This window comes from Zongyangia acetica, assembly GCF_038739695.1.
GTDB classification, from domain to species: domain Bacteria; phylum Bacillota; class Clostridia; order Oscillospirales; family Ruminococcaceae; genus Zongyangia; species Zongyangia gallinarum.
Window position 1 is genome coordinate 1 of the sequence record NZ_JBBEWN010000025.1, and the last position, 14,674, is coordinate 14,674.

Sequence of the window (14,674 nt, forward strand, 5' to 3'; positions counted from 1 at the left end):
ACATACAAGCCCAAGGAGTGATTGGTCAGCCAGTTGCTCCTCTCATTGTAGCTTAGGCACGAGATGGAAAGAAAGCCGGACTGGCTGCCCGGCTTTCCTGTCCAAATTTATTGTAATAGGAGTGATTGAAATGGCTAAGAACAAAATCCAGCGCATTGACCAGGAGATTGCCAAGGTCCGCGAGAAGATCGCGGAGTACCAGGACAAGCTGAAAACCCTGGAGGCGCAGAAAACCGAGGCGGAGAACCTGGAAATCGTTCAGATGGTGCGCGCCCTGCGGCTGACCCCGGAGCAGCTGAACGCCATGCTCTCCGGTGGTACGGTCCCTGGCATGGCCGCTGCCTCCGCCAACTACAACGAACAGGAGGATACCGACCATGAAGAATAAGAAAATTTTCAAAACCCTTTCGGCCCTCTGCGCCGCCCTGGTGCTGATGATGGGCCTTTCCGTGACTGCCTTTGCCCAGGGAACGGAAGAACTTCCGGCGGAGGATGCCACCAACGACAGCAATGTGGTCGTGGAGGAAACCGAGGACAGTCCGGCCCTGACCCCGGATGGCAACGCCGCCCTGGTGGATGATTTCGGCGACAACAAGCAGCTCATCACCGTCACCACCAAGGCAGGCAACTACTTCTACATCCTCATTGACCGGGCCAACGAGGACAAGGAAACCGCTGTCCACTTCTTAAACCAGGTGGACGAGGCGGACCTGATGGCGCTGATGGAGGACGGTCAGACCACCCAGGAGCAGCCCGCCACCTGTACCTGTACGGAGAAATGTGTGGCCGGTGCGGTGAATACGGCCTGCCCGGTGTGTGCCACCAATATGAGCGCCTGCACGGGTAAGGAGCCGGAACCGGAGACCCCGGAAGAAACCCCGGAACCGGAAGAACCGGCGCAGAAACCCGCAGGACTGAATCCGGCCATTCTTTTGGCGGTGCTGGCTCTGATGGGTGGCGGCGGCGCTTTTGCCTACTTTAAGCTGGTAAAAAGCAGACCCAAGACCAAGGGCAACGACAATTTGGACGATTATGACTACGGCGAGGATGATACCGATCAGGAGGACGAGGACTCCTGGGAGACCGAGGAATCTGACGAGCCGGACGCTGACGGGGGCGGCGACGAGGAAAGCGAGGACAAGACGGTTTGACCCGCTTCACCGACAGCCCCTATGAACGCATGATGACACGCAGGCCGGAGGGCGGGAAGGAAACTTCCCGTCCTCCTACTTTATCTCCCGGCCACCCCTGTTATGGCTGCGGAAATTACCGTGACGGTCAGCCCTGCGTGGGATTCTGCCACCGGCAGCTGACCGCATGGCTGCGGGAAAGGAGGATGAAAAACCATGAAGCTGGTGATCGCTGAGAAACCGTCCGTTGCCCAAAGTCTGGCCGCCGTGATTGGGGCCACCGCCCGCAAGGACGGCTATCTGGAGGGCGGCGGCTGGCGGGTCAGCTGGTGTGTGGGCCATCTGGCTGGTCTGGCCGACGCCGACGCTTATAACCCGGACTACGCCAAGTGGCGCTATGACGATCTGCCCATTCTGCCGGAACCCTGGCAGATGGTGGTGAGCAAGGACAAGAAGAAACAGTTTGATGTGCTGAAGCAGCTGATGAACGCCCCGGATGTGACCGAAGTGGTAAACGCCTGCGACGCCGGACGCGAGGGGGAGCTGATCTTCCGCAGCGTCTATGAGCTGGCGGGCTGCCAGAAGCCCATGAAGCGGCTCTGGATTTCCTCAATGGAGGATTCCGCCATCCGGGAGGGCTTTGCAAACCTGCGCCCCGGTGCAGACTATGACGGCCTGCGGGATGCGGCCCTCTGCCGCGCCAAAGCGGACTGGCTGGTGGGTATCAATGCCACCCGGCTGTTTTCCGTGCTGTACCACCGGACCCTCAACATCGGACGTGTCATGTCCCCGACGCTGGCCCTCATTGTCCAGCGAGAAGCCGAGATCGACACCTTCAAGCCGGTGCCATTCTACACGGTCACACTGGAGCTGCCCGGTTTCACCGTTTCCGGGGAGCGCATGGCAGACAAGGCTGCCGCCCAACAGCTGAAAACGGCCTGCCAAGGTGCGGCTGCCACAGTGAAAAAAGTGGGGCGCAAAAACAAATCCGAGAAGCCGCCCGCCCTCTATGACCTGACCACCCTCCAACGGGACGCCAACCGGCTGCTGGGGTTCACCGCCCAGCAAACCCTGGACTACCTGCAAAATTTGTATGAAAAGAAGCTCTGTACCTACCCTCGGACGGACAGCCGCTATCTGACTTCGGATATGGCGGCGAGTCTACCGGAGCTGGTCCAGCTCACTGCCGGGGCGATGCCCTTTTCCAATGGCATGGAGATTGCCTGCAATGCCGCCCAGATTGTCAACGACAAGAAAGTGACCGACCATCATGCAGTGATCCCTACCCGCAACCTCCAGGGCGCGGACCTGTCCGGCCTGCCGGTGGGCGAAAAGGCGGTGCTGGAGTTGGTGGCTCTGCGCCTGCTGTGCGCCGTGGCCCAGCCCTATACCTTTGCGGAAACCGCCGTTGTTGTCGAGTGCGCCGGAGCGGAGTTTACTGCCAAAGGCCGCACAGTGAAAAATTACGGCTGGCGGGCGCTGGACGCTGCCTATCGCGCAGGGCTGAAGAATGTGGAGCAGGACAAAGAACCCGAGGACAAGGCTCTGCCTGAGCTGTCTGAAGGTCAGACGCTGCCCCTTTCTGGTGCTACCGTCAAGGAGGGCAAGACCACCCCGCCCAAGCACTTCACCGAAGATACGCTACTCTCCGCAATGGAGACTGCCGGGAAGGACGATATGCCGGAGGATGCCGAGCGCAAGGGCCTGGGGACCCCGGCCACCCGCGCCGGGATTCTGGAAAAGCTGGTTTCCACCGGCTTTTTGGAGCGCAAAAAGAGCAAGAAAACCGTGCAGCTCATGCCATCCCATGACGCGGTATCCCTTATCACCGTGTTGCCGGAGCAGCTGCAATCGCCCCTTCTGACTGCTGAGTGGGAGTACCGGCTGGGTGAGATCGAGCGTGGCGAGCTGGCCCCGGAGGATTTCATGGCTGGGATTAGTGCCATGCTCAAAGAACTTGTGGGAACCTATCAAGCTATCAAGGGAACGGAGTATTTGTTCAGCCCTTCCCACGAAGTGGTGGGCAAATGCCCCCGCTGTGGCGGAGAGGTTGCAGAAATGCAAAAAGGCTTCTTCTGTCAGACAGAATCTTGCAAATTTGCAATTTGGAAAAACAACAAGTGGTGGGAGATGAAGCACAAGCAACCTACCAAAGCCATCGTAACGGCACTGCTCAAAGATGGCCGCGCTCATGTGAGGGGCTTGTACTCCGAGAAAACCGGCAAGACCTACGATGCCACTGTGGTGTTGGCGGATGATGGGCAGTACGCCAACTTCAAGCTGGAGTTTGACCAGCAGAAAGGTGGCAAACGATGAAGCTCTCACGCTATGAACAGGAAACCATCATCCTCTACAACCAGGCCGAAGCCACCGCCGAGGTCTATACCCATGACCCCCGGCTGCTGGAGAAGCTGCGGCGACTGGCAGAGAAATACCCGGACCAGATTGTGAAAAAGGACCGCCAGACCTTTCTCGTTCCCAAACGCTGTGTGTCCGTCCGGGAACCTTACAGCGCCGAGCGCCGTAAGGCAGCCAGTGAACTGGCCAAGGCTGCCGGATACAGGCCGCCCACCCCCAAGAAAGGCAATGAGTAAGCATGGCTGAAAGTGTCTTTGAGGCTGTCAAGCAGTCCATCACCGTCCGAGAAGCAGCGCAGATGTACGGAATCGAGGTCAACCGGAGCGGCATGGCCTGTTGTCCCTTCCACGATGACAAAAATCCCAGCATGAAGCTGAACGAGGAATATTTTTATTGCTTTGGCTGCGGAGCCACCGGCGATGTGATTGACTTCACAGCGAGGCTCTACAATCTGTCCCCCAAAGAGGCCGCCGAGAAGCTGGCCCAGGATTTTGGCCTGGCTTATGACAGTCAGGCCCCTCCCCGGCGACGCCATGTCCGCCAGAAATCCGAGGCGCAGAAATTCAAGGAGGACCGAGACCATGCCTTTCGTGTCCTGGCCGACTACTTTCATTTGCTCCGCAAGTGGGAAACGGACTACACACCCAAAACACCGGAGGAAAATCCACATCCCCGATTCATGGAGGCAATCCAGAAAAAGGACTATGTGGGCTATCTGCTGGATTTTTTTCTGGAGAACAGCCCGGAGGAGCAAAAGCTGTGGATTGCCGAACATCAATCAGAAATAGCCAAATTGGAAAGGAGAGTGAAATTCATGGCTGATAAGACCACCAATCGAGAACGGTTACAAGAGATCACAGCGGGCATTGAACAGGGTATCAAGGAACTGTTTGAGAGCGAGAAGTATATGCGCTATCTGTCCGTCATGTCCAAGTTCCACCGCTACTCCGTCAACAACACCATGCTCATCTATATGCAGCGCCCGGACGCCACCCTGGTGGCCGGGTTCAACAAGTGGAAAAATCAGTTTGAGCGCCATGTGAAAAAGGGTGAGCATGGTATCACCATCATTGCCCCCACGCCCTACAAAAAGAAGATCGAGGAAATGAAGCGCGACCCGGATACTCATGCACCCATCCTGGACGCGGATGGCAAGGCGGTCATGGAGGAAAAAGAAATTGAAATCCCCATGTTCCGTCCGGTGAAGGTGTTCGATGTGAGCCAGACGGACGGAAAGCCCCTGCCAGAGCTGGCCTCCAGCCTGTCCGGGACGGTGCCGCACTATGAGGCTTTCATGGAAGCTCTGCGCCGCTCGGCTCCGGTTCCCATCGAGTTTGAGCCGATGGCCGAGAACATGGACGGCTATTTCTCCTCTGACCAGCAGCGGATCGCCATCCGGGAAGGCATGAGCGAGGTGCAGACTGTTTCCGCCGCTGTCCATGAGACCGCGCACAGTAAGCTCCACGACCCCAAAAAGTACGAAGCGGAGCCGACCTGGAAGATCGTGATGGTGAGCGAGGGCGGCACCAAGCATGACTTCCGTCTGGACTTCGCCACCGAAGCAGAGGCGGAACAGGCCGCCGCCGAGGAAGGCTGGCGCTATGTGGACGAGAATCGGTTTGAGTGGCGGTTGGAAGTGGAGGAAGATCTGACGGCGGTGAAACAGGCCGCCAAGAACCGCAACACCGAGGAAGTGGAGGCCGAGAGCATTTCTTATGCGGTTTGCCAGTATTTCGGCATCCAGACCGGCGAGAACAGTTTTGGCTACATCGCTTCCTGGTCGAAGGACAAGGAGCTGAAGGAGCTGCGGGCCAGTCTGGAGACCATCAACAAGACTTCCTGCGAGCTGATTAACGACATCGAGCGCAACTACAAGGAAATCTGCAAGGAGCGCGGCATTGACCTGACTGCCGCCACGGAACCGCAGCAGGACTCTATCGAGCAGCTGGCAGCAGACATCGACCAGTTCACTTTCGATTATGACCCTTATGAGTATCGGAACAATGCAGATAGCCGTGAGGACGCACTGCACGAACTGACTGCCACACTCCGAAGCGGAGATGCCAGCGGTGTACGCGAATGGCTCCAGAATATCGTGAACGAGGATGAACCGGATGAAACCACCCAAAAAGCTGCCGAGCTTATGGGACGCTTGGATCAGCTGGTGCCGATGACTGAACCGGAACAGCTGACCGAGCCGGAAAATACCGAAAGTGTCCAGCCCAGCGCCGAGTACCGGGAGGCCCTGTTGGTGCTGGATGATACCAGCTACCTTCATGTTCAGCCCTGCGACACCGGCTGGGACTACACGCTCTACGATGTGGCAACCATGAAGCAGATGGACGGCGGCCAGTTGGACGGGCCGGATATGGGCCGTTCCACAGCGGTTAGCCATATCTGCGAGGACCTGGGGATGGGCGGCAAGTCCATCAAGTATGCGCCGCTGTCCATGATCGAGACTTTGCAGGAGGCGGCTTACCACCAGATGCAGGAACAGGTCAGCCAGCAGACCACAGAAGCTGCCGCCACCCAGCTGCCGGATGCCCAGGAGCAGGCGTTGGACGAGTATCCCATGCCGGACCCGGCACTGACTCAGGATGATCTGGAGAAATGCGGCTACCTGGACGGTGACCTTCTGCCCCTCTCCAAAGAGCGAGCCTATGAGCTGATGGAGCGAGACCTGACCGTTTATATCGTCCAGGAGGGTGAAAACCCGGAAATGGCCTTTAACACTGCCGACCTGGACGCCCATGACGGTATCTTTGCTGTGTCCCGCGAGGAATGGGAGCAAAGCCCGGACTTTCACGAAAAAGTTTTGGAACGACAGGATCGGCAGTTGGAACGGGAACAGGCGTTTCTTTCCCATGAGGGAAATTGTTTTGCTATTTATCAGGTGAGCAAGGATGACCCGCAGAATGTGCGTTTTATGAATCTGGATTGGCTGCAATCGCACAATCTGTCCGTAGAGCGGAGTAACTATGACCTTATCTATACCGCCCCTCTGGACGGTTCCGGCAGCACTATGGAGCAGCTGGAAAGGCTGTATGAGCAGTTCAATCTGCAAAAGCCGGTGGATTTTCACAGCCCGTCTATGAGCGTCAGTGACATCGTTGCCATCAAGCAGAATGGTCAGGTATCCTGTCATTACTGCGACAGTGTTGGTTTCACCCAGGTGCAAGGTTTCTTGCCGGAAAATTCGCTGAGAAATGCGGAAATGACGGTGGAAGATGATTACGGCATGATCGACGGTATCATCAATAACGGCCCAAAGGAGCCGACAGTGGCCCAGCTGGAACAACAGGCCCGCAGTGGTCAGCCCATTTCTCTTATGGACTTGGCAGCAGCCGTCCATCGAGAGGAACGGGAAAAGAAAAAGTCCGTAATGGAGCAGCTGAAAAGCCAGCCCAAGACGGAACACAAAAAGACAGCGCAAAAAAAGAGCGCGGAAAGGGAGCTTTGATATGAACAACTTCACCTTTGAGGAAACGAACCTTCTTTGCATCTACAACACCGGCAGCCGCACCGGGCTGATCGACGCTCTGACGGAGATGCGCGGTGAGCTTTCGCCGGAGGAAGCCGAGCTGCGGGAACTGACGGACAGCGCCCTGGGTAAACTCCAAGCTATGAACGACACCGAGTTTGCCGAACTGGAGCTGTACCCAGATTTCGACGAGTAAAAAACACACATAAAGACCTGATGGGACGGCCTGATATGCCGTCCCATTTCTATTCAACATGAAGGGAGGACAGAAAACCATGCCATCCAAAGCTGAATTTTACCGGCAGATGGCCGAACAGGTATCGACCCAGCTTGTAGGCAGCTGGAAGGAGTGGACGGCTTTTCTCACCACCGCCGCCCGCCTTTATAAATACCCATTCCACGAGCAAATGATGATTTACGCCCAGCGCCCGGATGCCACCGCCTGCGCCGAGTATGACCTGTGGAATGAAAAAATGGGACGGTATGTGCGCCGTGGCTCCAAGGGTATTGCCCTGGTGGACGATTCCGGCGACAAGCTTCGCCTGCGCTATGTGTTCGATATTTCCGATACCGGCACCCGTGAACATTCCCGTACACCCTGGTTGTGGCAGCTGGAAGAACAGCACATTGGGCCTGTGTCGGCCATGCTGGAGCAAAACTACGGCGTTGCCGGTGACAATCTCGCCCAGCAGCTCACGGATGTAGCCGGAAAGCTGGCGAGTGAGTATTGGGACGATCATCAGAGAGATTTCCGCTATATCGTTGACGGTTCGTTCCTGGCGGAGTACGATGATTACAACATCGAAGTCCAATTTAAGTCCGCCGCCACCGTCAGTATCGCCTATGCCCTGATGTCTCGCTGTGGGCTGGATACGGAACAATATTTCCAGCATGAGGACTTCATGCCGATTTTCGATTTCAATACCCCGGCCACGGTTGGGGCGTTGGGCGCGGCGGTCAGCCAGATTAACCAGCAGGTTTTGCGGCAGATCGGCGTCACCATCCAGATCTATGAGCGCGAGCAACTCGCGGAAAGGAGCGTTACACATGGAGAACAGCCTGACTTACACGATGAACGGAGATTATCAGATTCCCGACCTGAAGCTGACCGAACAGCCGGAGAAGCCCCTGGGCAAGTACGGCAGGATGCGGAAAGCGTACCTGAAGGAACACCGGCCCCTGATTTACAATCAGCTGCTGCTGACCGAGAAGCTGTACCCGCACCTCATCGAGATCGACGAGACAGCGCAGAGCCGTCTGGAGCAGATGATGCCCCAGCTGGCGAAAGACGCGGGCGCGACGGAGCAGCTGAAAGCCAGCGACCCGATGCGCTGGGTGGGCCTGATGAACACCTGCAAAGCACAGGCCGAGGAGATTCTGATGGCGGAGCTTATTCACAGCTGAGTTTCTTCCTCTCCGAAGCAGAACAAATCAGAATCATAGATGAAGCAGAGAATGTGAAAACATCCTCTGCTTTTTCTTTTGCCCAGGCTGACATCGACCATGTGCTGCGGCTGGGCGGCAACACCTATCGCCAGAGAGAGCGCATTGTCGCGGCCTTTGAGGAGCAGAAGTCCACCACCGAGATCGCAGACACCCTGAAAACCCTGTACCATGGCGGCAACGGGATTGGCAGCATCACTGCATGGTATGCCGAGGATGGAATCCATCTTTCCCACGGCAAAACTGCCCGTTACGATAAGTCCGCCCAGGTCATTTCCTGGGAGAGTGCCGCTGAGCGTATCGGCCAGCTTTTGCAGGACGGCCAGTTTGCCACCAATGTGGAGCTGGCTGAGGCTGCGGGCTATGAACGCTCCCTCCTCGCGGAAAAGTTCTGGAATCTGTACCACGATTTCAGCGAGGAAGCCAGAGAAGCTGGGTATCTGCCCATCCTTTCCAACAATCCGGGGCGCGGTTTCCCGGAGGAATCTGCATGGCTCACCGAACAACTGAAAAGCCCGGAGTTTCGCCAGAACCTTGCGGAAGAATATGCTGCCTTCTGGACGGCCTACCAGCAGGATCGGGATTTGCTGCGCTTCCACTACCATAAACCCAAAGAAATTTGGGAGAACCTGCAAGATCTGTCCTTGCCTCGCACCACCTTTACCTCTCAGTTGACGGAAGTACCTTCGGTCAAGCAGTTTATCTCTGAGGACGAGATCGACGCCGCCATGACCAGAGGCAGCGGATTTGAGGGCGGTAAGGGCCGAGTTTTCACCTTTTTCCAGGAACCCCATACGGATAAGGAAAAGGTGGATTTTCTCAAACATAAGTATGGTATTGGCGGTCACTCCCATGCCCTGTCCGGTGCAATGAAAAGCGATGAAAGCCACGACGGAAAAGGTCTGCACTACAAAAAAGACGGCTGCCCGGATGTGCATTTCACCTGGGAGAAAGTCGCCAAACGGATTACCGACCTGATCCAGAAGGGACGCTATCTCACAGAACAGGAACAGGCGGAGTATGACAAAATCCAGGCAGAAAAGGCCCTGGCGGAAGAAGATGCCCTGCAAGCCCAGCAGCCGGACCCGGCTGTGTGGGAATACAACGGCGTCAAGGAGCGCCACCCGGATGATATAATCCTCTACCAAATGGGGGATTTTTTTGAGCTGTACGGTGAGGACGCCAAAACTGCTGCTGCGGAACTGGACCTCAATCTCACGACCCGCGCTATCCCCGGCGGTGGCCGTGTGGAAATGTGCGGCTTTCCGGCAAACCGGCTGGAGCAGGTTGTGGAACAGCTGCGGGATAAGCATGATGTGACCATTTCCGCTGTCCCGAAGGGCGGCAGGGAGCGGCAGGAGTATTCCATGCCCTCTATCGACCATGAGGCGGAACAGCACATCAATGCCCAGGAAGCGGAGTTTGGCGCAGACGGGACCAGAGTATTTCAGGAGACCGAAGCAGCCGCAGCCCCTACGATTCGAGAACTGCATGAGCAATACAAGCCCATTGTACTTGCCGCTGTTATGGAAGATGTGCCATATCGCAATGCCTGCGGTCACAGTGACCATGAGAACGCCGTGATCGAGGGCAATGCCGCTATTCGCCGTGCTGTCCTGGGATCTGGCAACATGGAGCTGCTCCGCCTCTATTCCGACACACCGGAGTTCCGCCAGCGCCTTCATCGAGAAATCATCGACGAGACCTATCCCAAGCTCCATGAGCTGCTGCACCCTCTCACGGACAATGACATCGACAAGGCTATCCAGGACTGGAACGGCAAAATCGAAAGTAAACACGCCGTTGTCCGTTACATGGAGAAACATGGGCGGGAAAAAGATACCGCTGCATGGCTGGCCCATGAGTTTGACGGCGGCGATGGCAAAACCCCGTTTTCGGTTCGCCCGGAAAGCCCCGAAGGAACGGTGCTGCCCTGGCCCAAGGTACAGCGCCGGATCGCTCAGCTTATCAAGGAGGACCGGTTCTACACCGAAGCGGAACAGGACCGGTTCGACAACATCGACCCCATCGCCATTCGGGAGGCTTTGGCCGAGCGCGGCATTGTGAATGGTGAACTGGTGGATGAGGAAAAACTGGATAATGACCCATTCATCCAGCGTGTTATGGCGGATGTGGAGGCCATATCCAGAGAGAGCGTCCCGGCAGATGAGCCGGAACAGCCTTCTCCCCATAATTTGCGTGTTCTGGTTTCAGATGAGGAATACGCTGCGGCTCGTGGCACACTCCGGGAGCGAACCTCCTACGATCCAGCGGTTCCTCCTTACAATGTGGGTGATATTGTCTATCTGGATGACCGGCCCCATCAGATCACAGAGCTGCGGGATGACACGGTGCAGCTGCTGCCCACCGGCATGAGCTATCCCATCTACCGGGCTGAGAGCCGGGAACGGTTTGAGCAGCTTTTGCGGGAGGATAACCGCAACGACTTCTATACCGAATTCCTGCCTGCAAATCTGGATACGGTGGACCAGGACCTTCGGGATGTGCTGGCCCATGGCCTGATTGGTGAGGCGGACAAGGCGGAGCTTTCCGAGCTTCTTCGCAACGGCAAGAGTAACCAGGAGGTAGCCTTGTGGCTGAGCCGGGCCTATCCCAACATCGTGGAAACGATGGAGCTGGAGACCGGCGAGACCGCCGATTACCGCACGATGCCGGAAGGTATCGAGCTGGAAGTGCTGGATGCAGATGAAAAGCGTCTGGCCATGCTGTTCTTCCAGTGGAGCGAGGTTGCGCCTTTGCTGCGCGGGATGTATGCCCGTCAGTTGGACGGTTTTGAGCAGGAACGCCCCGAACCGGCTGCCGAAACCCCGGCCTTCCAAGCCGAGACTGTGGCTGTCTATCCGGGCGATAAGAACAATCTGCCCTATGATGTGGTTGTTCAGACCCTGCGAACCAATGAGCCGGAGCCGCCCACGCCTGCTGTCGAGCCGGAAAAGACTCTGGATGAGGTACTGGACGAACACCCCGTTTCCATTCAGGTAAACGGCGAGTGGCAGACCTTCCCCAATGTCAAAGCTGCCGAGGAAGCCTCTTATGAGGAATACAAGGCCAATCTGCGTCGCACCGCCGAGAATTTCCGTATCACTGACGATCACCTGGGCGAAGGCGGCCCCAAGGCTAAGTTCCAGGCCAATGTCGAGGCAATCAAGCTGCTGAAATACCTGGAGGAAACCACCGAGCAGGCAACGCCGGAACAGCAGAAAATCCTTTCTCGGTATGTGGGCTGGGGCGGCCTTGCCGATGCCTTTGACCCCGACAAGGAAAGCTGGAGCAAGGAATATGCCCAGCTGAAGGAACTGCTGACCCCGGAGGAATACGCTGCTGCCAGAGGTTCCACCCTCAACGCGCACTACACCAGCCCTACGGTCATCAAAGCGATTTACGAGGCTGTGGGCCGCATGGGATTTGAGACCGGCAACATCCTGGAGCCGTCCTGTGGTGTAGGCAATTTCTTCGGTATGCTGCCGGAGGAAATGCGAAACAGCCGTCTTTACGGCGTGGAGCTGGATTCCATCAGCGGGCGGATTGCCCAGCAGCTCTACCCCAAGGCCGACATCACCGTGGCAGGGTTTGAGACCACCGACAGGCGGGATTTCTACGATCTGGCGGTGGGTAATGTACCGTTTGGCCAGTATCAGGTTCGGGATAAAGCCTATGACAAGCTGAATTTCAGCATTCACAACTACTTTTTCGCCAAGGCTCTGGATCAGGTTCGTCCCGGTGGCGTGGTGGCCTTTGTCACCAGCCGCTACACGATGGACGCCAAGGATTCCACCGTGCGCCGGTATCTTGCTCAGCGCGCCGAACTGCTGGGGGCCATCCGTCTGCCCAATGACGCTTTCAAAAAGAACGCAGGTGCCGAGGTCGTTTCGGACATCATCTTCCTGCAAAAGCGTGACCGTCCGTTGGACATCGTGCCGGAGTGGACGCAGACCGGGCAGACCGAGGACGGCTTTGCCATCAACCGCTATTTCCTGGACCACCCGGAAATGGTGCTGGGCCGACAGGAACCGGAAAGCACCGCCCACGGCATGGACTACACCGTGAACCCCATCGAGGGGCTGGAGCTTGCCGATCAGCTGCATGATGCCGTGAAGTACATTCGCGGCACCTACCAGGAGGCCGAGCTGCCGGAGCTGGGCGAGGGCGAAGCCATCGACACTTCTATCCCTGCTGACCCCAATGTGAAAAATTACTCCTACACCGTTGTGGACGGCGATGTGTATTACCGTGAAAACAGCTGTATGGTACGGCCTGACCTGAATGCCACCGCCGAAGCCCGTGTGAAAGGACTGGTGGGTCTGCGAGAATGTGTCCAGCAGCTCATTGATCTGCAAATGGACGCCGCCACACCGGACAGCGCCATCCAGGACAAACAGGCCGAACTGAACCGGCTCTATGACAGCTTCTCTGCAAAATATGGTCTTATCAATGACCGGGCGAACCGGCTGGCCTTTGCTGATGATTCCAGCTACTATCTGCTCTGCGCGCTGGAAGTCATTGACGAGGACGGCAAGCTGGAGCGCAAGGCGGATATGTTCACCAAGCGCACCATCAAGCCCCACAAGGCGGTGGACACTGTGGATACCGCAAGTGAAGCTCTGGCCGTATCAATTTCCGAAAAAGCCTTTGTCGATATGGCGTATATGGCGGAGTTGACCGGCAAGACCGGCGACGAACTGGCCGCCGAGCTAAAAGGCGTGATCTTCCGTGTACCTGGGCAGTTGGAGAAAGACGGCACTCCCCATTATGTAACAGCCGACGAATACCTGTCCGGCAATGTGCGGCGCAAGCTGCGTCAGGCACAGCGGGCCGCACAGCAGGACCCTTCCTTTGCAGTCAATGTGGAGGCCCTTACCGCTGCCCAGCCCAAAGACCTGGATGCGTCGGAGATTGAGGTGCGCCTGGGCGCTACCTGGATCGACAAAGAGTACATCCAGCAGTTTATGTATGAGACCTTCGACACGCCGTTTTATCTCCAGCGCAATATCGAGGTCAACTATTCTTCTTTCACCGCTGAGTGGCAGATCACCGGCAAAAGCTCTGTAAGCCAGAACAATGTGGCAGCCTATACCACCTACGGAACCAGCCGTGCCAATGCCTACAAGATTCTGGAGGACAGCCTGAACCTGCGGGATGTCCGTATCTACGACACCATAGAGGATGCAGACGGCAAAGAGCGCCGGGTGTTGAATGCCAAAGAGACCACCCTGGCCGCCCAAAAGCAGCAAGCGATCCGGGACGCTTTCAAAGACTGGATTTGGAAAGACCCGGACCGCCGCCAAGCTCTGGTCCGCCAGTACAATGAGGAAATGAACTCCACCCGTCCCCGTGAATACGACGGCGGACACATTACTTTCGGTGGTATGAACCCGGCCATCACCTTGCGGGAACACCAGAAAAACGCTATCGCTCATGTGCTGTACGGCGGCAATACGCTGCTGGCACACGAGGTAGGCGCTGGCAAAACCTTTGAAATGGTGGCTGCCGCCATGGAGAGTAAGCGCCTGGGCTTGTGTCAGAAATCCCTCTTTGTGGTGCCGAACCATCTGACCGAACAATGGGCGTCGGAGTTTCTGCGGCTCTATCCTTCCGCCAACATTCTTGTCACCACCAAAAAGGACTTTGAGACCCACAACCGCAAGAAGTTCTGCGCCCGCATTGCCACCGGCGATTATGACGCCATCATCATGGGACACAGCCAGTTTGAGAAAATCCCCATCAGCCGAGAGCGTCAGGAACGGCTCCTTCAGGAGCAGATCGACGAGATCACCGAGGGCATTGCCGAGGTGAAGTACAGCGGCGGTGAGCGTTTCACGGTCAAGCAGTTGGAACGCACCAAGAAGTCCCTGGAAGCCCGGCTGGAGAAATTGCAGGCCGAGAGCCGCAAGGACGATGTGGTAACATTCGAGCAGTTGGGTGTGGACCGCCTGTTCGTCGATGAGGCGCATAACTATAAAAACCTGTTTTTATACACCAAGATGCGGAATGTGGCAGGTCTCTCCACAAGCGATGCCCAAAAGTCCAGCGATATGTTTGCAAAGTGTCGCTATATGGATGAACTGACCGGAAACCGTGGTGTGATTTTCGCCACTGGCACCCCCGTATCGAACAGCATGACCGTGCGCCCGTAAGGGGCTGTAATAATCTTACCTTGAGCAAGTAATAGGGCAAGGTATCAAAGCGGAATAATCCGCACCCTATCGTCACCCGACTTATCCAAAAGGGGAAACCCGATGGG

8 protein-coding genes and 4 pseudogenes are annotated in these 14,674 nt (G+C 56.8%); 11 read left to right on the plus strand and 1 reads right to left on the minus strand.

From position 1 onward, the window contains the following. The first annotated feature begins 130 nt into the window (after nt 1-130). The 8 genes and pseudogenes from WGC32_RS14445 to WGC32_RS14475 all read left to right on the plus strand — a co-directional run bounded on the left by WGC32_RS14445 (nt 131) and on the right by WGC32_RS14475 (nt 7,165). Nucleotides 131-388, plus strand: a complete 258-nt coding sequence (locus WGC32_RS14445; RefSeq protein WP_002588926.1) for a DUF4315 family protein — start codon at nt 131-133, stop codon at nt 386-388. Next, nucleotides 378-1,151, plus strand: coding sequence for a DUF4366 domain-containing protein (locus tag WGC32_RS14450; protein ID WP_002588925.1), 774 nt, complete (start codon nt 378-380; stop codon nt 1,149-1,151). Before WGC32_RS14445 ends, WGC32_RS14450 begins: the two co-directional genes overlap by 11 nt. Further along, nucleotides 1,148-1,366: a hypothetical protein gene (locus WGC32_RS14455; protein ID WP_038270835.1), complete on the plus strand. Its 219-nt coding sequence runs from the start codon at nt 1,148-1,150 to the stop codon at nt 1,364-1,366. Before WGC32_RS14450 ends, WGC32_RS14455 begins: the two co-directional genes overlap by 4 nt. Next, entirely contained in the window at nt 1,347-3,446 is a 2,100-nt protein-coding gene (locus tag WGC32_RS14460) for a type IA DNA topoisomerase (RefSeq protein ID WP_002588924.1), read from the plus strand. Before WGC32_RS14455 ends, WGC32_RS14460 begins: the two co-directional genes overlap by 20 nt. Continuing rightward, the gene (locus WGC32_RS14465; protein WP_002588923.1) at nt 3,443-3,724 is read left to right on the plus strand and encodes a hypothetical protein; all 282 of its coding nucleotides are present in this window, start codon (nt 3,443-3,445) and stop codon (nt 3,722-3,724) included. The genes WGC32_RS14460 and WGC32_RS14465 overlap by 4 nt, the downstream gene beginning before the upstream one ends. A gap of 2 nt (nt 3,725-3,726) precedes the next feature. After that, a pseudogene (locus WGC32_RS15165) lies at nt 3,727-5,437 on the plus strand (ArdC family protein); the annotation flags it as partial. A 284-nt stretch (nt 5,438-5,721) separates the two neighbouring features. After that, nucleotides 5,722-6,948: pseudogene (locus tag WGC32_RS15170) on the plus strand (YodL domain-containing protein); the annotation flags it as partial. 1 nt (nt 6,949) lies between these two features. After that, a complete protein-coding gene (locus WGC32_RS14475; protein WP_002588921.1) occupies nt 6,950-7,165 on the plus strand; it encodes a transposon-transfer assisting family protein in 216 nt (71 codons plus the stop codon). Between the two features lie 49 nt (nt 7,166-7,214). Here the strand turns inward: WGC32_RS14475 and WGC32_RS14480 are convergent, their stop codons facing one another. Further along, on the minus strand, nt 7,215-8,018 hold the full coding sequence (locus tag WGC32_RS14480; protein ID WP_072853160.1) for a hypothetical protein: 804 nt from the start codon (nt 8,016-8,018) through the stop codon (nt 7,215-7,217). On the opposite strand from WGC32_RS14480, the gene WGC32_RS14485 reads away from it, so the two are divergent. The 3 genes and pseudogenes from WGC32_RS14485 to WGC32_RS14490 all read left to right on the plus strand — a co-directional run. Beyond that, complete coding sequence (locus WGC32_RS14485; protein WP_072853158.1) at nt 8,017-8,373, plus strand: TnpV protein; 357 nt, start codon at nt 8,017-8,019, stop codon at nt 8,371-8,373. The genes WGC32_RS14480 and WGC32_RS14485 overlap by 2 nt on opposite strands. A gap of 1,187 nt (nt 8,374-9,560) precedes the next feature. Continuing rightward, a pseudogene (locus WGC32_RS15175) lies at nt 9,561-9,677 on the plus strand (MutS N-terminal domain-containing protein); the annotation flags it as partial. A gap of 204 nt (nt 9,678-9,881) precedes the next feature. After that, nucleotides 9,882-14,555, plus strand: a pseudogene (locus WGC32_RS14490) (DEAD/DEAH box helicase family protein); the annotation flags it as partial. Between the last annotated feature and the right edge of the window lie 119 nt (nt 14,556-14,674).